Annotated in this window: 13 protein-coding genes; 3 read left to right on the top strand and 10 right to left on the bottom strand. The window is 65.8% G+C overall.

Going from position 1 to position 16,537, the window contains the following annotated elements; translation table 11 throughout:
* Window positions 1–4: 4 nt before the first annotated feature.
* Entirely contained in the window at window positions 5–1,060 is a 1,056-nt protein-coding gene (locus tag FHW58_RS06145; RefSeq protein ID WP_179672152.1) for a hypothetical protein, read from the top strand.
* Window positions 1,061–1,062: 2 nt separating this feature from the next.
* On the opposite strand, the gene FHW58_RS06140 is transcribed toward FHW58_RS06145, so the two are convergent.
* The 9 genes from FHW58_RS06140 to FHW58_RS06100 form a co-directional block, all read right to left on the bottom strand.
* Entirely contained in the window at window positions 1,063–2,448 is a 1,386-nt protein-coding gene (locus FHW58_RS06140; RefSeq protein ID WP_179672151.1) for a serine/threonine-protein kinase, read from the bottom strand.
* Window positions 2,441–3,322 (bottom strand): DUF3365 domain-containing protein, encoded by an 882-nt coding sequence (locus FHW58_RS06135; protein WP_179672149.1) that lies wholly within the window; start codon window positions 3,320–3,322, stop codon window positions 2,441–2,443. The genes FHW58_RS06140 and FHW58_RS06135 overlap by 8 nt, the downstream gene beginning before the upstream one ends.
* A 3-nt stretch (window positions 3,323–3,325) precedes the next feature.
* Window positions 3,326–4,120 carry a hypothetical protein gene (locus FHW58_RS06130; protein ID WP_179672148.1) on the bottom strand — a complete coding sequence of 265 codons (795 nt, stop codon included), beginning with the start codon at window positions 4,118–4,120 and terminating at the stop codon, window positions 3,326–3,328.
* A gap of 82 nt (window positions 4,121–4,202) precedes the next feature.
* Window positions 4,203–6,572, bottom strand: coding sequence for an acyl-CoA dehydrogenase (locus tag FHW58_RS06125; protein ID WP_218892628.1), 2,370 nt, complete (start codon window positions 6,570–6,572; stop codon window positions 4,203–4,205).
* A 105-nt stretch (window positions 6,573–6,677) separates the two neighbouring features.
* Window positions 6,678–6,959: a hypothetical protein gene (locus FHW58_RS06120; protein ID WP_179672146.1), complete on the bottom strand. Its 282-nt coding sequence runs from the start codon at window positions 6,957–6,959 to the stop codon at window positions 6,678–6,680.
* 73 nt (window positions 6,960–7,032) lie between these two features.
* Window positions 7,033–7,947: a bestrophin family protein gene (locus FHW58_RS06115; RefSeq protein WP_179672145.1), complete on the bottom strand. Its 915-nt coding sequence runs from the start codon at window positions 7,945–7,947 to the stop codon at window positions 7,033–7,035.
* A 9-nt stretch (window positions 7,948–7,956) separates the two neighbouring features.
* On the bottom strand, window positions 7,957–8,925 hold the full coding sequence (locus FHW58_RS06110) for a cytochrome d ubiquinol oxidase subunit II (RefSeq protein ID WP_179672143.1): 969 nt from the start codon (window positions 8,923–8,925) through the stop codon (window positions 7,957–7,959).
* Complete coding sequence (locus FHW58_RS06105) at window positions 8,918–10,273, bottom strand: cytochrome ubiquinol oxidase subunit I (protein WP_179672141.1); 1,356 nt, start codon at window positions 10,271–10,273, stop codon at window positions 8,918–8,920. Before FHW58_RS06105 ends, FHW58_RS06110 begins: the two co-directional genes overlap by 8 nt.
* Window positions 10,266–12,584 carry an FdhF/YdeP family oxidoreductase gene (locus FHW58_RS06100; RefSeq protein ID WP_179672140.1) on the bottom strand — a complete coding sequence of 773 codons (2,319 nt, stop codon included), beginning with the start codon at window positions 12,582–12,584 and terminating at the stop codon, window positions 10,266–10,268. Before FHW58_RS06100 ends, FHW58_RS06105 begins: the two co-directional genes overlap by 8 nt.
* Before the next feature lie 134 nt (window positions 12,585–12,718).
* Between FHW58_RS06100 and FHW58_RS06095 the strand changes: the two genes are divergently transcribed.
* Together FHW58_RS06095 and FHW58_RS06090 are read left to right on the top strand one after the other, a co-directional pair.
* A complete protein-coding gene (locus FHW58_RS06095) occupies window positions 12,719–14,128 on the top strand; it encodes a PLP-dependent aminotransferase family protein (protein ID WP_179672139.1) in 1,410 nt (469 codons plus the stop codon).
* Between the two features lie 473 nt (window positions 14,129–14,601).
* Window positions 14,602–15,375: an alpha/beta fold hydrolase gene (locus tag FHW58_RS06090; RefSeq protein ID WP_179672138.1), complete on the top strand. Its 774-nt coding sequence runs from the start codon at window positions 14,602–14,604 to the stop codon at window positions 15,373–15,375.
* A gap of 115 nt (window positions 15,376–15,490) precedes the next feature.
* Here FHW58_RS06090 and FHW58_RS06085 read toward each other — a convergent pair whose 3' ends face one another.
* The gene (locus tag FHW58_RS06085) at window positions 15,491–16,507 is read right to left on the bottom strand and encodes an alpha/beta fold hydrolase (RefSeq protein WP_179672137.1); all 1,017 of its coding nucleotides are present in this window, start codon (window positions 16,505–16,507) and stop codon (window positions 15,491–15,493) included.
* Window positions 16,508–16,537 lie beyond the last annotated feature (30 nt).

The raw sequence follows: 16,537 nt of genomic DNA, 5'->3' as shown, positions 1-16,537 counted from the left end.
CGTCATGCCGATTTTCTCCTATCAGTCATTCAATGCCGGGAACTCCAAGGTGCACGACCTGAACTCGCTGACCGCGCAGGCGCTCACCGTCGAGGCGCATGATCATCTTGCCGCCGCCACGGCGCCGTCGCGGCTGGTGTTTCCCACCTTGCCGGATCAAGCCATTCCCAACGGACCGCCGGCGGAGCGCCACAAGCTGCCAGTGCAGGGGCCCGCCCATCTGGTGGCGCCGGCGCCGCAAGGGACCATTGCCAAGGGTTTCGCCACCACCACCTTTTTTGACATGATGAAGCACAAGGTGCTGCAAAACCGGCAGGCGCTGTTCCGGCAGATGCAGGGGATGCCCGACGTGACCGCCTTTGGCGAACTGGATGGCGGTCACGCCGATTTCAGCCGCATGAATGAATATGTGGTGAGCAAGATGGCCGGCGCCACCAGCAATGACAAGGCTTGCAACAACTTCACCGTGTATTGCGCGAATGGAGCCAACGCCGACTGCGTGGGCCAGGGCGAGGGCTGGTACGCGATTCGCTATCTTGGCTATGTGGTGGTGTTCGTCCACGTGCCCAACAAGTTGATGAAGTCGCCCAAGCCGCCGAAGCAGGGCGCGGTACGGGGTGTCGCGGCGCAGCGGCAGACTGTGGCAGCCGCCAAACCGTATGCGCGGCCTGCAGGCGGCCAGAGCACCGAGGACCGGCTGGTGAAGTTTTACCAGGATATCGCCAGCACGATCATCCGCAATGGCGGCGGCACCATCGATCTCATCATGGGTGATACCAACCAGTCCAGCGGCGGCGTCACGCCCAGGGTGGTCAGCAAGGCCACCGGGCTGACGTTCAATAATGCGCACGCCGGCGCGATTGTGCCCATCGACAGCTACAACGTCAGCGTCGGCGGCACCAATGCCAAGGGCGACAAGCTATACGACGTGGCAGTGTATAACGCGGCAACCGTCAAGGTGAGCAAAGTCTGCTACTGGTCGCAGCTGGCGCCGTTCAACAACGGCAGCGCGGTGGCCGCCGTGACCGACCACATGGGGCTGGCGATCCAGATTGAATAGCGTTAGCTGCTGGCGGCCTGCGCCAGGAAGCGGGCGCGCGCCGCCGGGGCGTCGATCTGGCCGGCGAGCAGGTTGATCAGCTCGCTGCGACTGGTGGCCTGGCGCAGGGCGCGCTTGACGACGATGCTGGCGATGGGTCCGATGGCGCTGGCCAGCATTGGCGTCAACATGCTGGCCAGGGCGAGCATGGGCAGCGTCGGCGCCAGGGTGGCCGTGCCGGCGCTGGCACCGGCGGTGGACAGGTCGACGCTGGCGGCCGGCAGGTGCAGGCCCTGGATTTCCGCCAGTTGCTGCCGGAAGCTGTCCTTGGCCTGCGGCGACGGGATGTGGCGCAGCAACTGCTGTCCGAGCACCTCGAAATCCGCCGCGGCCGGGGCCAGCTTGCGCAGCAGCAGCTTGGCCATGGGGCCGATCTGGCGTGTCAGCGCCGCCTCCAGCGCGGGCAGGGCGGGTTGCAGCCATGCGGGATAGTTGACCGTGGCGCCGCCAGCCGTGCCGGCCAAGGTGGGCGCTGCCGTGCGCTCGATGCGGGGTGCGGGCGCCAGGATGGTCGCATCCTCATCGGACGCATGCTGTAGCGCGCTTGCGAGTGCCAGCTGAAAGTCGCGGGCCGAGGCATAGCGCTGCTCGCGGTCTTTTTCCAGCGCCCGCATCAGCACCGCGTCCAGCGCCGCCGGCAGGCCGGCGTTGACGCTCGACGGCGCCGGCGGCGTGTGATGCAAGACCTGCTGCATCACCGTGGCGGCGGCGCCGGAAAACGGCCGCTGTCCCGTCAACAGCTGGTACAACACCACGCCGGCGGAAAACACATCGCTGCGCCCGTCGATGGCCTCGCCGCGAAACTGCTCGGGCGACATATAGCTCGGCGTTCCCAGCATGGCGCCGGTCTGCGTCAGCGTCGACGAGTCAATCCGGGCGATGCCGAAATCGCTGATCTTGATGCCGCCGTCGCGCGTGACCAGCAGATTGGCAGGCTTGATATCCCGATGCACCACGCCATGCTCGTGCGAATAGGCCAGCGCCGCCAGCAGCTCGCCGCCCCACGCCAGCGCCTGCGCCAGGCTGCACGATTGCGCTGCCAGCAGCGCCGACAGCGGTGTGCCGTCGACAAACTCCATGGCGATGTAGGCCAGCTCGCCGGCCTCGCCGTATTCGTACACGGCCACGATGTTTGGATGCATCAGGCGGCCGGCCGCCTGCGCCTCCTTGCGAAAGCGTTCGACCAGCTCCACCGCCTGCTCCGCATCGCCCGGATCGCGCCGCACCGTCTTCAGCGCCACCGCGCGTTCGATCAGCGGATCATGCGCGCGGTACACCGTCCCCATCGCGCCTTGGCCAAGCAGGCCGTCGATGCGGTACTTGCCTATCTGAACGGGTAATTCACTCATCGAGCATCTTCATCGCGCTGACCAGGCTGGTGCGCATGCGGTCAAAGGATTGCGACAGCTGCGCCAGCTCGTCGCCGTCGCGGATATCGAAGGCGGCCGCGTCGAACTGCCCCAGGCTGACCTGGTCGGCAATGCGCGTCAGCTTGCGGATGCGGCGCGTGACGAACCAGTGCACCGTCACGTTCAGCGCCACGAACAAAAAGGCGAACACGCCGAGCAGCGACTCCATGTAAGTGATCAGCAAGGTGCGGGCGCGCTGCAGCGGCACCGTCATCGGCACCGACACGATTTGCGCGCCCACCGTTTCATTCAGCTTCCAGCCGAAGCCGTTGGCGCTGCCGTAAATGTCCAGCATGGTCTTGGGCGCGGCATCCGGCGTGCTGTGACAAGCCAGGCAGGCGGCGTCGGTGATGCGGATCGGGCGCGCGATGTACAGCGCCGGGCCGCCGGCCGTCTGCCGCTCGCCGACCAGTTCCGGCGTGGCCGGATGGGCGCGTAGCGTGTTCACCAGCGGCGTTTCCCACTCATTGGCGCGGTTGCGCGGGTTGGTCGGGTTGAGCGTGGCCTGCTTGTAGCTGTAGTCGGGATATGCTTTCAGCAACTCGTTCAGGTGCTCGATGGCGGCGAAGGTGGGCACCGCTTCGGGCAGGAACTCGAACTTCATGCGGTTGTCCAGCAACGGCACGATATGGGCAGCGGTGTATTTGCCGGCGGCGTTGGACGCCTGCATCAGCAGCCGGGCGTTGGCCAGCGTTTCGTCGCGGGCATTGCTGACCAGTAGCTGGTTGGTCACCACGCTGGCGGCGGTAAAGCCGATCAGCGCCACCACCAGGAACACCAGGTTAAATTTGATAAACAGCGAGGATTTTTTCATGGATCAGAACAGGGTGTTGTTGATGGCCTGGCTGGTGCGTTTTTTCGGCGCGGCCGGCGGCGTGGTGGTGACTGGCATGGCCGGCAAGACGGCGGTGGCCTGGCTCGCCTGGGCGGTCGGGCGCCAGTCAGGGTCATCGGCGGCGTTGGCCTCGCGCACCGGCGCCAACTCGGCCGGACGAACCCGGTTGCCGATCGCCACCAGCGGATCGAAGAAAGCGCGCGGCATCTCGCCGATGAACAGTTTGGGCGCGCGCGGCATGACCTGCAAAGCCTGCGTGCCGCGGCGGAGGGCGTACTGCTCGCGCCCCACCGTCTGCGGCCCGTCGATGGCGCCGCGATCGGTTTCGGTCAGCGGCAGCTTGCCTTGTTCGACGAACAACTCGCTCTTGTCCGGCGCCACGTGGACGATGACGCTGCCCTGATCCGCGCGCAGACTGAGCTGGCCGGCGGTGGCGCTCAACTGGCTGTTGGCCGGTTTGACGGCGGCCAGCTTGAACCAGCCGCGCAGCAGGCTGACCGCCGGCGTGCCCGGATTGTTCTCCAGCACGACGCTGCTGTCCGGCCCGAGCGCCATCAGCGCGCCATTCGACCATTCGATTTGCAGGCCGCGCTGGCCGGCAGCGACGATATCGCCCGGCAGCAGGCTGGCGCCGGGCGGGGCGTCGTAGACGGTATTCTTGCGGATCAGTTTGGCCGACGTTTCGGCGTGGGACAGCAAGGCCCGCTGTGCCTGCGCCGGCAGGGCCAGCATCAGCAGCGCGGGGAGCAGCCAGCGGCGAAAATCGGGTGTATCCATAGGGTGAACAGCGGATGGTTTGACGGTTTAACGTCACTTACGCACCATCCGCCGTTCTGGATGCACTTCTAAAGAACTATTTTTACGCCTCGGCCGGCACTGGCTGGGGCGACGACATGCGGCGCCGCTGCTCGGCGTCGGCCGCGGCGTTGAGGTCGGGCGGGAAGTCGTCCACGTGCACCGACAGATCGGTGTAGCGGGCAAAGTCCGACATCGCGCGGCGTTCCTCCGGCGTCATCAGTCCCTTGGCCGCGGCGTCGGCGATCCAGCCTTCCATATCGGGCAGGCTTTGCGGAATCGGCGGCAGCTCGCCGGACTTGATGGCCGGCTTGAGGCGGTGCTCGATGCCATCGACCATGTGCAATAGCGCAAACGCCAGCTCGCCGCACGCCACCGGATCGCGCAGATCGTCGGCCAGGTAGCCGCCGGCCAGCAGTCGCTCGCGGGCGTCGCCGTGGGTCTGCATGGCGGCGGCCACCTCGGCGCCGAGGCGGTCGGACGGCGCCGTGTAGGGCAGCCCGAACGGGAACACCAGCAGGCGCGCCAGCCAGGCGGCGGGGCGGTTGGGGAAGTTGTCCAGCACGCCGTCCAGCGCGGCCTGGGCCTTGACCAGCGCGTCCCGCACCGACCAGTGCACGTAGGCGGCGTCCGCCTCGTGGTGGCCGTCGTCCTCGTAGCGCTTCAGCGTGGCGCTGATCAGGTACAGCATCGACAGCACGTCGCCCAGCCGCGCCGAGATGCGTTCGCGCCGCTTCAGGTCGCCGCCCAGCGTGAACATCGACAGGTCGGTCAGCAGCGCGAACGCGGTCGACAGGCGGCCGACGGCGCGGTAATACACGCCCATCTCGTCCGAGGCGCGGCGCGGCACCGGCGCGGTCAGGGCGCCGGTCAGGCCATACCACAGCGCTCGCACGGCGTTGCCGAAGGTGAAGCGCATGTGGCCGAAGAAGGAGGCGTCGAAGTCGTGCAGGCCCTTGCGCTGGTCGGCGTCGGCGGTGGAGCGCATCTCCTTCAGCACATAGGGATGGGCGCGGATGGCGCCCTGGCCGAAGATGATCAGGCAGCGCGTCAGGATATTCGCGCCTTCCACGGTGATGGCGATGGGGATTTGCTGGTAGGCGCGCGCCAGGAAGTTGGACGGCCCCATGCAGATGCCCTTGCCGCCGAGGATATCCATGCCGTCATTGACCACCGCGCGGCCGCGCTCGGTCACATGGTGTTTGGCGATGGCGGAAATCACCGCCGGCTTTTCGCCCAGGTCCACCGCCAGCGCCGACAGGCGGCGCGCCGCGTCCATCATGTACAGGTTGGCGCCCATGCGCGCCAGCGCTTCCTGCACACCCTCGAACTTGCCGATGGCGGTGTTGAACTGGCGGCGGATGGCGCAATAGGCGCTGGTGCCGCGCACCGCCAGCTTGGCCGTGCCGACGCTGGCCGACGGCAGCGAAATCGCCCGGCCGGCGGCCAGGCATTCCATCAGCATGCGCCAGCCCTTGCCGATCTGGCTCGGGCCGCCGATGATCCAGTCCATCGGGATGAACACGTCCTTGCCGCTGGTGGGGCCGTTCTGGAACACGGCGTTCAGCGGCCAGTGGCGGCGGCCGATCACCACGCCGGGATGGTCGGTGGGAATCAGCGCGCAGGTGATGCCGGGCTTGGCGTCCGGCGGCAGCAGCTGGTCTGGGTCGACCACTCGGAACGCCAGGCCGAGCAGGGTGGCGATCGGGCCCAGCGTGATGTAGCGCTTGTTCCAGCTGATGCGCAGGCCCAGCACCTCGCGGCCTTCGTGCTGGCCCATGCAGACCACGCCGGTGTCCGGAATGGCGGCCGCGTCCGAGCCGGCGTAAGGGCTGGTCAGGGCGAAGCAGGGGATTTCCTCGCCCTTGGCCAGGCGCGGCAGGTAGTAATCCTTTTGCTGGTCGGTGCCGTAGTGCAGCAGCAGCTCGGCCGGGCCAAGCGAATTGGGCACCATCACCTGCACCGCCAGCGCCGAGCAGCGCGTGGACAGCGCCATCACCACCTGCGAGTGCATATAGGCAGAAAACGCCTTGCCGCCGTAGTGCTTGGGGATGATCATGCCGAGGAAGCCCTTGTCCCGGGCGAATTGCCAGGCGGCGGCCGGCAGGCCCTGCCACACTTGCGTGGCTTCCCAATCGTCCACCATCTCGCACAGCTGGCGCACTTCGTTGTCCATGAAGGCCTGCTCCTCGGGGCTGAGGGCGGGACGCCTGAGTTCCATGAATTTGTTCCAGTCCGGGCGGCCGGAGAACAGGTCCGCATCCCACCAGGTGGTGCCGGCTTCCAGCGCGTCGCGCTCGGTGTCGGACATCGGCGGCAGGATGCGCTTGAACAGCGCGTAGATGTGCGGCGTGATCAGGCTGCGCCGCAGCGGCGCGTAAGCGAACAGTATAAAGGTGGCGGCGACGATGGCCGCAACGATCCATAGCATCATGGCAATCTCCTCTTTTAGGCGGAAGATACGCCGGTGACGGATGGCCGACTGTACGCTTGCGCTCATAGCGGCACGCGCGCCGGCGAATTGGAGGAATTGTTGAGATCAGGCCCCGTTCAGCCGCGCCTGCGCCAGCCTGAGCTGCTCTTTCAGATCGTGATTTTCCTGCGTCAGGCGTTCGACAGCGCGCTGGGCGCGGTCCAGTTCGGCCAGCAGGCGGCGCGGCGAGCCGTCGTCCGGCAATTCTTGTAACGCGTTACGGGAATTGGCGATGGCGATCTTCTCCTCGCGCTTGCGGTCACGATAGGCTTTCTGCCGCTCGGCGCTGCTCATCGCCTGGCCCGTCACCGGGCGGCCACGTTTCTTGCCCTCTGCCGCTTGCTCCACCTGTCTGCCTCCCCGGGATTAAAGTAACGCGTTGCGTTAATTTATCCCGAGTTCACAGGCGAAGGCAATCACTTTAATGCAGCCGGTACTTGCTGTCGGCCTTGGCCTCGGCCGGCACCGGCAGGTCGCACAGTTCCAGCACCGAACGCTCGATGGTGCGGCTGATGGCGCCCAGCGCCAGGCTGTTGGGCGCGGTGCCAAAGGGTTCGGCGATTTCCTGCGCGATCGCTTCCAGCGCGAACAGCGTGTAAGCCACCAGCACGGAGATCAGCGGCGTGGCGTTGCCGATCGCGTGCTCCAGCCCAAACGGCAGCAGGAAGCAGTAGGCGTAGATGGTCCGGTGCAGCAGCACGCCGTAAGGGTAGGGGATGGGCGTGCTGGCGATGCGCTCGCAGCCGCCCACCGCTTCGCCCAGGTGGTTGAGCTGGGCGTCCAGCATCCACATGGTTTGCCCGCCCTGCGGCAGCCGCTCGGTGACGCCGTGCAGCGTGCGGCGCAGGTCGCGCAGGATGAAGATGGGACGGTAGTTGCAGGCCGAGAGCTTGGCCACCTGATCGGGCGGCAGCAGCCGTTCCAGGTCCGGCTTCGGGTCGCTGCCGCGCAACTGGTGGCGCAACAGGTGCACGAAGGCCACCAGCTGGCCGGCAAACACTTCGCGCTCGACGCTACCTTGCGGCAGATAAGCCAGTACCTGCGCCGTCAGCGCCCGCGCCGAGATCAGGATATTGCCCCACAGCTGGCGCGCTTCCAGGTAGCGCTGGTAGCTGGCGTTGTTGCGGAACGCCAGGAAGATCGCCAGGCTAACGCCCAGCAGCGAAAATGGCGCCGTGTCCAGATGCAGGTGATGACCGACGACGCGTCCGTCCTCGTACAAGGCGGCCAGGCTGACCAGCAGCATCAGCAGCAGCTGCGGCAGCACGGCCGGCAGCACCGAGCCATTCCACACCAGCAGCATGCGGAACCAGTTTGCCTGAGGGCGGACGATCATGACGACTCCTTAATGTTCCAGCTGCACGCGGCCGCGGAATACGTGGTATTGATACAGGTTGTAGCCGATCATGACCGGGAACACGACCGCGATCCCGCACAGCATGAAGGCCATGGTGGCGCTGTCCGACGCGGCCTGCGCCAGCGACAGCTTGCCCGGCACCAGGTCCGGGAACAGGCTGACGCCCAGCCCGGCGAACGACGCCAGGAACAGCCCGATGGCACCCCGGAACGGGCCGCGCTCCGAACCGATGTGCAGAGCATACACCACGTAGGCGCCGGCGAAGGCCGCCAGCAACGCCAGCGCCAGCAGCAGCGGGAACACGCCCGGCTGCATCCAGCGGCCGTGGCCGATGTCGCTGTACAGCATGGTGCCGGCGGTCAGCACGGCGGCCGCGCCAAACGACAGCAGCAGCGAGATCAGCGCGTGGCGGCGCGAGGCCGTCACCAGCTCGCCGTGCGCCTTCTTGATCAGGTAGGTCGAACCGAGCAGCGCGTAGCCGGCAATCACGCCGACCGCGCTGATAGCGGCAAAGCCTGCCGGCACCAGGCCCGGCGCCAGGCCGGTGATCACTTCGCCCAGGATCACGCCCTGGCAGCCGGCCGCGCTCAGGCTGCCGATGCCGAACACCAGGTCCCAGCCGCGCCGGCTGGTAGTGGCGGCGTGGCGGAACTCGATGGCGCCGCCGCGCATGATCAGGCTGGCGATCAGCACCATCACCGGCACGTACAGTTGTTCCATCAGCGTGGCGTAGGCCAGCGGGAAGGCGCCGAACAACGCGCCGCCCAGCACCACCAGCCAGGTTTCATTGGCGTCCCAGACGTGGCCGATCGATAAAAACATCTGGTCACGCTCGGTTTCCTCGCGCGAGAAGAGGCTGAGGATGCCGACGCCCAGGTCGAAGCCGTCGGTGATCACGTAAAAGGCCAGCATCAGGCAAATCAGCCCGAACCAGGCATAGGTCAGAATCTCATGCATGGGGAATCTCCTCGAATTGGGGGCCGTTGCGCTGCCATTTGCGGGCAAAGATGAAGAAGGTGGTCAGCAGCACGATGTAGAACACGATGAACATGGCGATGCTGGACATGACCGCGTCCGGCGCCACAGCGGAGGCCGAGGCGCTGGTGCGCAGCAGGCCGTAAACAGTCCATGGCTGGCGGCCGACTTCGCGCACGATCCAGCCGCATTCGACCGCGAGGTACGGCAGCGGGATGCACAGCACCCAGGCCAGCAACAGCTTGCGTTGCGCCAGCAGGGCGCTCAGGCGGCCGCGCGCCTTGCGCAGGCCGAACGCGGTCCATACCGCCAGCAGGGCCAGCGCGAAGCCAACGCCGGCCATCACGCGGAAGGCGTAGTACAGCAGCGGCAGCGCGGGCGGCTGGTCGGCCAGGGGAATGTCGCGCATGCCGGTGACCTTGCCGTGGATGTCGTGGGTGGCCAATACGCTCAATACGCCCGGCACTTCGATCGACCAGTCATTGCGCTGTTCCTTCTGGTCGGGCCAGGCCAGCAGCGACCATGGCGCGGCGGTGCCTGGCGCATTGGTGACCCAGTGGCCTTCGATGGCCGCGCCCTTGGCCGGCTGGTGCTCGAACACTTCGCCGCCGCTGGCGTCGCCGATCAGCACCTGCAGCGGCGCCACCACCACCAGCATCATCAGCGCCATCTTGAACGACTTGGCAAAGAACTCGGGGTGGCGCTGGCGGAACAAATGCCAGGCCGAGATGCCGGCCACCACGCACAGGCCGGTTTCCAGCGAAGCCAGCCACATGTGGCCGACGCCGAAGCCCATGCCGGGGTTGAAAATGGCGTCGAAGTAGCTGGTGACCACCACTTTGCCGTCCTGCACGGCAATGCCGGCCGGGGTCTGCATCCAGGAGTTGGTGACCATGATCCAGAACGCCGAGATGGTCGAGCCCAGCGCCACCATCGCCGTGGCGAACAGGTGCACGCCGCGCGGCACCTTGTTCCAGCCCCACAGCATCACGCCAATAAAGCCGGCTTCCAGCATGAAGGCCATGGCGCCCTCGAAGCCGAGGATGTTGCCGACGAACTGGCCGGTGAAGGTGGAGAAGGGCGCCCAGTTGGTGCCAAACTGGAATTCCATCGGGATGCCGCTGACCACGCCGACGGCGAAGTTCAGGATCAGCAGCTTGCTCCAGTAGCGTACATGGTGGTAGTAGATAATCTCGCCGCGCCGCACCCACAGCGCTTCCATCAGCAGAATGAAGGCCGACAGGCTGATGGTCAGGATCGGCCACAGGATGTGGAAGATGGCGGTCAGCGCGAACTGCGCGCGCGACAGCATCAGGCTGGCCTCATGCATGGCTGCCTCCCTGCGCCGGGTGCAGCAGCACCGGGATCGACTTCGAGGTCGGGGTGTTGGCGATGTCGGCCACGCTGTCCAGCGGCACCAGCGGATTGGTTTCCGGGTAGTAGGCGCCGACGCAGCCGCGCGGAATGTCGTACTCCACCAGCAGGAAGTTGTCGGCGCGGCGCTCGATGCCATCCGGCCAGACGGCGGTGACGTCGACCCGGTCGCCCGGCTTGAAGCCCAGCATGGCGATGTCCTCGCGATTGATGAAGATCACCCGGCGCAGGCCGAACACGCCACGGTAACGGTCGTCCAGGCCGTAGATGGTGGTGTTGTACTGGTCATGCGAACGGGTGGTCATCATGGTCAGCAGGCGTTTGCCGTGGAGGGCGCGGGCGCGGTGGATCGGCGTGTCGCGGTCGACCGGATGCGGCAGGAACTGCGCCTTGCCGCTCGGCGTGGTCCATTCACGCTCGCGCGAAGCCACTTTCAAGTGGAAGCCACCGGGCTGGGACACGCGCTGGTTATAGTCGTAGAAGTCGTCGAACACTTTTTCGATTTCATCGCGGATCAGCGCATAGTTGGCGGCCATGCCCAACCAGTCGAACCTGGCGCTGCCCAGCGTGGCGTGGGCGATGTTGGCGACGATGGCCACCTCCGACATCAACTGCGGCGAGGCCGGCTGGTTGATGCCGAACGAGATGTGCACCATGCTGACCGAGTCCTCCACCGTCACGCCCTGGGCGACGCCGTTTTGCAGGTCGATCTCGGTGCGGCCCAGCGTCGGCAGGATCAGCGCGTCCTTGCCGTGCACCAGGTGGCTGCGGTTCAGCTTGGTGGCGACGTGGACCGTCAGCTCGCAGCTGCGCAGGCCTTCGAAGGTCAGCGGCGTGTCCGGCGTGGCCATGGCGAAGTTGCCGCCGAGGCCGATGAACACCTTGACCCGCTTGTCCAGCATGGCGCGGATGGTGTTGACCACGTCCAGGCCGTGATGGCGCGGCGGCTCGAAGCCATACACCTGTTTCAGGCGGTCGAGGAAGGCCGCCGATGGCTGTTCCTCGATGCCGACCGTGCGGTCGCCCTGCACGTTGGAGTGGCCGCGCACCGGGCACAGGCCGGCGCCGCGCTTGCCGATGTTCCCGCGCATCATCATCAGGTTGGACAGCATCTGGATCGTCTGCACCGAGTTCTTGTGCTGGGTCAGGCCCATGCCCCAGGTGCAGATCACGCGCTCGCTGCGGGCGTACAGCTGCGACAGCTCCTCGATCTGCTCGCGGCTGATGCCGGATTCCTCCACCAGCACGTGCCAGCTTTCGTCGCGCAGGTCGCGGGCGAAATCGTGGAAGCCGATGGTGTGCTGGGCGATGAAGTCGGTATCCAGCACGCGCGGCAGGCCGGCCGCCACTGCCTGGTCATCCAGCTCCACCACGCGCTTGGCGATGGCCTTGATCAGCGCGAAGTCGCCGCTCAGCTTGGGCTGCACGAACACCGACGAGATGCGGGTGGCGCCGTTGGTGATCATTTCGGCCGGGCTTTGCGGGTCCTGGAAGCGTTCCAGGCCGCGCTCCTTCAGCGGATTGATCGAGACGATGGTGGCGCCACGGCGCGCCGCCTCGCGCAGTTCGCCCATCATGCGCGGGTGGTTGGTGGCGGGATTCTGGCCGAACAGCAGCAGCGTGTCGGCGTGTTCAAAGTCATCCAGCGTGACCGTGCCCTTGCCGACGCCGACCGTCTGCGGCAGGCCGCGGCTGGTGGCCTCGTGGCACATATTGGAACAGTCGGGGAAGTTGTTGGTGCCGTACATGCGCACGAACAGCTGGTACAGATAGGCGGCCTCATTGCTGGCGCGGCCGGAGGTGTAGAAGGCGGCCTGGTTCGGGTCCTGCAAGGTGGACAGGTGGCGCCCTATCAAACGGTAGGCATCGGCCCAGGCGATCGGCTTGTACTTGTCGCTGGCGGCGTCGTAGACCATCGGTTCGGTCAGGCGGCCGTGCTGCTCCAGCTCGTAATCGGACTGGCGCAGCAGCTCGGTGACGGTGTACTGATCGAAGAAATCGGCGCGCACGCGCTTGCTGGTGGCCTCCGCCGCCACCGCCTTGACGCCGTTCTCGCAGAACTCAAAGGTGGAAGTGTGGGCGCGGTCCGGCCAGGCGCAGCCGGGGCAGTCGAAGCCATCTGGCTGGTTCTGCGCGAAGAGGGTGCTCAGGTTGCCGGCGCTGACGCGCTCGCGGTACAAGTTCAGTGCGACGTATTTCAGTGCGCCCCAGCCGCCGGCCGGGTTGGGGTAGGGGGCGACATGCCCTTCTTTTTCGCTGTTTGCCATGATGGACTCCGTTTATTGCGTAGCGGTAGTGTCCTCCGGCAACGCGCTATGCTGGGAGTACAGAAACCAGCGTCATCGAGCAGTACAGTGTGCGGTACAGTACAGTGACTGTACTGCTGGGATATACTGGTTTCATGAACCTGTACGAAACACTCGCGGCCGACATCGAGGGCCAGGTCAAGCGCGGTGTGCTGCTGGAAGGGGAGCGCCTGCCATCGGTACGCCAGACCAGCCAGCACCGCAACCTCAGCATCAGCACCGTGCTGCGCGCCTACTCGCTGCTGGAAAGCCGCGGCGTGATCGAGAGCCGGCCGCAGTCCGGCTACTTCGTGCGGCCGCCGCTGCGCGGGGTGGCGCGCGATGTGGTGCCGGCGCCGCTGGTGCTGTCGTCGGCGGTGGATGTCAGCCGGCTGGTGCTGTCGACGCTGCGCAGCATCCGCAGCCACAACGCCGTGCCGCTCGGCACGCCGTATCCCGATCCGGCGCCGTATCCGTGGCCGCGCATCAGCCAGTACGCCAACGCCATCGCCCGCCGCAACCAGGACTGGACGGTGATGGACGACCTGCCGCCGGGGAATCCGGAACTGATACGCCAGATCGCCCGCCGCCACATGGAGAATGGCATGGCGGTCGATCCGTCCGAGATCATCGTCACGGTGGGCGCCACCGAGGCCATCAACCTGTGCCTGCAGGCGGCGGCGCGGCCGGGCGACACCATCGTGGTCGAGTCGCCGACGTATTACGCCTTCCTGCACGCCATCGAGCGCATGGGCATGCGGGCGCTGGAGGTGCCGACCGATCCGCGCGACGGCATCAGCATCGAGGCGCTGCGCACGATCCTGTCGCAGCAGCGGGTGGCGGCGTGCATGGTGATGCCGAATTTCCAGAATCCGCTGGGCTTCCAGATGCCGGACGCGCGCAAGCGCGAGCTGGTGGCGCTGCTGTCGCAGCACGACATTCCGGTGATCGAGAACGACGTCTACCACGAGCTGTATTACGGTGACAGCCATCCGACGTCACTGAAGGCCTACGACACCAAGGGACTGGTGCTGCATTGCTCGTCGTTCTCCAAGAGCTTGACGGCCAATTACCGCATCGGCTGGGCACTGCCGGGGCGTTACACGGCGCAGGTGGAGAAGCTGAAGTTCCTGAACACGCTGGCAACGCCGTCGCAGCCGCAGATGGCCATCGCCGAGTATCTGCAAAACGACGGCTACGACCGTCATCTGCGCAAAGTGCGCAAGGGCTACGAGCAGCGCGCGCGCATGATGGCGGCGGCAGTGACGCGCTTTTTCCCGGCCGGCACCAGCGTGTCCACGCCGCAGGGCGGCTATGTGCTATGGGTCGGGCTGCCGCAGGGCGTGGACGCGATGCGGCTGTATGCGCTGGCACTGGAGCGCAAGATCACCATCGGCCCCGGCCACATGTTCTCGGCACGCGGCAGCTACACCAATTACATCCGTCTCAACTACAGCTATCCGTGGTCGAAGGAGATCGAGCAGGCGGTCCGCACGCTGGGCCTGCTGGTGCGCGATCTGCTATAGCCGCTCAGCCGCCGACCAGCGACATGCGCACGATCTTGTGGACTTTCGCCGCCGGAGGACTGGCGTCGCGCAGTTCGGAATAGCGGTCGGCGCGGGCACGCCATAGACAGCCGCTCGGCCGCGGTCATAAAGGGGAAGTCCGGTCCGTAGCTTTCCTTGGGCATGCAGGCGCGGTGTGTTTCAAGAGCGCTTGTCGGAATGGATGACCGAATTCTGTCCGGGCGCGAATGCCACGCCCAATATGTGGCAGCTACTGGAGTTCGCCGGCGTGACCAACTCATCCCGCCAACGCCGCTGACGATTCACGTTGACCGCAAGGCAACGGGGAGGGTGATTCGACGCGGCGAAACCGGCTTATGCCGATTACACGGTTGTAATATTGGCGTCATGCGTCTGTCAGATGGTGCGCGGCATACTGAATCCATTGATCCGGAAGTCGTAAATTCCGCCATTCACCAAACAAGGAAATTATCATGAAACGACGCATATTCACGGCCGCCGCCGTCGCCGCACTGTTTGCCTCCAACCTGAGCTTCGCACAAACCGCGCCGGTACAAAAGGCTACCGTCCAGGCCAATAACGTGGTGCTGGTGCACGGCCTCTACGCGGACGCCTCCAGTTGGTCTGAAGTCATTCCGTTGTTGCAAAAGGCCGGGCTGCACGTGACGGCCGTACAAAATCCGCTGACGTCGCTGGCCGACGACGCCGAGGCCACGCGCCGGATTCTGGCGCTGCAGGACGGTCCCACCGTGCTGGTGGCGCACTCGTACGGTGGCATGGTCATCAGCCAGGCGGGGACCGATCCCATGGTGTCGGCACTGGTGTATGTGGCGGCGCGGGCGCCGGACGCCGGCGAAGACTACGGTGCGCTGGCCGGCCGTTTTCCGGCGGCGCCAGCCAGCGCCGGCCTGATCAAAACGCCGGATGGCTACGCCCAACTGAGCGAGAGCGCATTCCTGCATGATTTTGGCGGCGATCTCGATCCAGTCAAGGCGAAAACGCTGTACGCGGTGCAGGGACAGGCTTCGCAATCGATCTTCTCGGCGCGCACCACACAGGCCGCATGGCGGGTCAAGCCCACCTGGTACGCGGTGTCGACCAACGACCGCACCATCAATCCGGACTTGCAGCGCTTCATGGCAAAGCGGATGGGGGCGCAGACCATTGAAGTCGCCGGCAGCCATCTGGCGCTGATTTCGCATCCACAGGAAATTGCCGATCTGATCTTGAAAGCCACAGGGCGATAAGCGGGGCGCGGGCGAATACAGGTGATTTTACATAATATAAATTATGCGAAATTATCGAATTGTCTTGGTGGTTATCGTAACGCGTTACGATAACCACCCATAGCCATCATCCAGGTCAGAGCTTGCCGACCGCGATGATGGCGTCGGCGAATACCTTGGGTGCTTCCTGCGGCAGATTATGGCCGACGCCGCCCGGCACCTGGATATGCTTGTACTTGCCGGTGAACTTGGCGGCGTACGCTGCCGGGTCCGGGTGCGGCGCGCCGTTGGCGTCGCCTTCCATGGTGATGGTCGGCACGGTGATGTTCGGCAGCTTGGCCAGCTTGGCTTCCAGGTCGGCGTATTTGGCTTCGCCTTTTTCCAGCCCCATGCGCCAGCGGTAGTTGTAGATCGTCACCGCCACGTGGTCCGGGTTCTCCAGCGAGGCCGCGCTGCGCTCGTAGGTGGCGTCGTCGAAGCGCCATTGCGGCGACGCGGTTTTCCAGATCAGCTTGGCGAAATCGTGGTGGTTCTTTTCGTAGCCCAGGCGGCCGCGCTCGGTCGCAAAATAGAACTGGTACCACCATTGCAGTTCGGCGGCCGGCGGCAGCGGCTGTTTGCCGGCTTCCTGGCTGCCGATCAGGTAGCCGCTGACGGCGACCAGCCCGGTCACGCGTTGCGGCCACAGCGCGGCGACCACGTCGGCGGTGCGGCCGCCCCAGTCATAGCCGGCCAGCGTGGCCTTGTCGATTTTCAGCGCGTCCATCAGCGCGATCAGGTCGACGCCGAGCGCCGCCGGTTCGCCGTTGCGCACGGCCTTGGGGTTGAGGAAGCGCGTGGTGCCGAAACCGCGCAGGTGCGGAATGATGACGCGGTAGCCGGCCTTGACCAGGATCGGCGCGACGTCGATGAAGCTGTTGATGTCATACGGCCAGCCGTGCAGCAGGATGACGACCGGGCCGGTGGCCGGGCCTTCGTCAACGTAGCCGACGTCCAGGTCGCCGGCCTTGATTTGCTTGATGGTCTTGAAGGTGGCCAGGCCGGCGGCGCCGGTCTGCGCGTGGGCGGCGCCCGGCGCGATGGCCAGCGAGGCGGCAAGGGCAAGCGCTGCCGTGGCGAACAGGCGGCGCGCAGGTTGGGTGGTTTGGTTCATTGACGCTCTCCGTAAATAAAGATGAAAGTA

Source organism: Duganella sp. 1224 (assembly GCF_013408245.1).
Classification (GTDB): domain Bacteria; phylum Pseudomonadota; class Gammaproteobacteria; order Burkholderiales; family Burkholderiaceae_D; genus Rugamonas.
This window is presented reverse-complemented; position numbering and strand designations above follow the sequence as displayed.

What these genes read in the sequence shown, in the direction of transcription:
- FHW58_RS06100 (WP_179672140.1), bottom strand. Translation starts at nt 12,584, where the DNA reads ATGGCAAACAGCGAAAAAGAAGGGCATGTCGCCCCCTACCCCAACCCG.
- FHW58_RS06135 (WP_179672149.1), bottom strand. Translation starts at nt 3,322, where the DNA reads ATGAAAAAATCCTCGCTGTTTATCAAATTTAACCTGGTGTTCCTGGTG.
- FHW58_RS06090 (WP_179672138.1), top strand. Translation starts at nt 14,602, where the DNA reads ATGAAACGACGCATATTCACGGCCGCCGCCGTCGCCGCACTGTTTGCC.
- FHW58_RS06130 (WP_179672148.1), bottom strand. Translation starts at nt 4,120, where the DNA reads ATGGATACACCCGATTTTCGCCGCTGGCTGCTCCCCGCGCTGCTGATG.
- FHW58_RS06125 (WP_218892628.1), bottom strand. Translation starts at nt 6,572, where the DNA reads ATGATGCTATGGATCGTTGCGGCCATCGTCGCCGCCACCTTTATACTG.
- FHW58_RS06115 (WP_179672145.1), bottom strand. Translation starts at nt 7,947, where the DNA reads ATGATCGTCCGCCCTCAGGCAAACTGGTTCCGCATGCTGCTGGTGTGG.
- FHW58_RS06110 (WP_179672143.1), bottom strand. Translation starts at nt 8,925, where the DNA reads ATGCATGAGATTCTGACCTATGCCTGGTTCGGGCTGATTTGCCTGATG.
- FHW58_RS06145 (WP_179672152.1), top strand. Translation starts at nt 5, where the DNA reads ATGCCGATTTTCTCCTATCAGTCATTCAATGCCGGGAACTCCAAGGTG.
- FHW58_RS06105 (WP_179672141.1), bottom strand. Translation starts at nt 10,273, where the DNA reads ATGCATGAGGCCAGCCTGATGCTGTCGCGCGCGCAGTTCGCGCTGACC.
- FHW58_RS06095 (WP_179672139.1), top strand. Translation starts at nt 12,719, where the DNA reads ATGAACCTGTACGAAACACTCGCGGCCGACATCGAGGGCCAGGTCAAG.
- FHW58_RS06085 (WP_179672137.1), bottom strand. Translation starts at nt 16,507, where the DNA reads ATGAACCAAACCACCCAACCTGCGCGCCGCCTGTTCGCCACGGCAGCG.
- FHW58_RS06140 (WP_179672151.1), bottom strand. Translation starts at nt 2,448, where the DNA reads ATGAGTGAATTACCCGTTCAGATAGGCAAGTACCGCATCGACGGCCTG.